Below are 987 nucleotides of genomic sequence, written 5' to 3' on the forward strand. Positions count from 1 at the left end.
GAGGATCTAAAACTCGCAAGCTTTGTGGTTATGCAAACCATAGAGAACCTTACCCATCAAGGTGTTTTGTTTGCCCCTCAAATTGATCTAAGCAAATTAACAAAAGAATGCTCACACATGCTTTATTGTTATTTGACAAGCTAATAGAGTGAAACTTCATTTGCCCTCTTTCGAAACAGTGCGACTCGAAAATATTCGTTGAAATGTCCGCTTTTCATAAACAGCCGATGCAATACATCTTCGAGGCGAAAGTCTCCTTCCCTCTTTTAGCCAACGTACAGCACCAACTCATATAATATTGTTTTTGTTATTCTTTCTAAGTAAGGATTTTATAACTGAAGAACATGGTTTATTACTTTTATAATTTCCATGCAAACAGCTATGTGTCGGTTAGATACTAGCCTTGTATTACAGATAAGGCTAGGAATCATGTTCATTATTTAATCAGAAATTCTGATTAATATAAGACTAGTGCGAGAAGAAAAAAATTGATTGATATCGATCAACTGCACACTGAAAACGACGTGAAGCAATTCAATAATTTGAGCAAGAAGTGTTTTATCAAATAAAAAAGGCAGAATGGAGACAGTCTGCCTTTTTGGTTTCTTTACATTTCGATTTACTTGAGCTTTCTCGCGCGGAATTTGCGCCCTTTTATTTTTCCTTCATTCAGAATATTCAACGCCTTGCGCATCGATCCTGATTTCACTGCGACATAACTTGCTCGTGCAACGATTTTAATTTTACCGACTTCAGAGCCGGCTATTCCGCCATCTGCTGTTAGGGCTCCTAACAGATCTCCGGGGCGTACTTTATCTCGTTTACCGCCAGAAATTTCTATCGTCACGAACTCAGGTTCAGGAAAACTACCCTTTGCCTTAAAGCTAGCAGCATCGAGATATTCAAGTGCTTGTTGGCGCTCACCTTCTAAAATTTCGAGCTTGTACCGTTGCTTCGCTGTGTAGATGCTATAAGCTTTTCCTGAGT

Annotated in this window: 2 protein-coding genes; one reads left to right on the top strand and one right to left on the bottom strand. The window is 38.8% G+C overall.

What is annotated here, in order from left to right; translation table 11 throughout:
- A partial coding sequence (locus A3738_RS32510) for a hypothetical protein (RefSeq protein ID WP_197473556.1) occupies positions 1–144 on the top strand: 144 nt, incomplete at its 5' end.
- Between the two features lie 475 nt (positions 145–619).
- Here the strand turns inward: A3738_RS32510 and A3738_RS03750 are convergent.
- Positions 620–987, bottom strand: a 368-nt coding sequence (locus A3738_RS03750) for a DbpA RNA binding domain-containing protein (protein ID WP_197473557.1), incomplete at its 5' end; no start/stop codon positions are given.

Source organism: Oleiphilus sp. HI0066, from assembly GCF_001635725.1.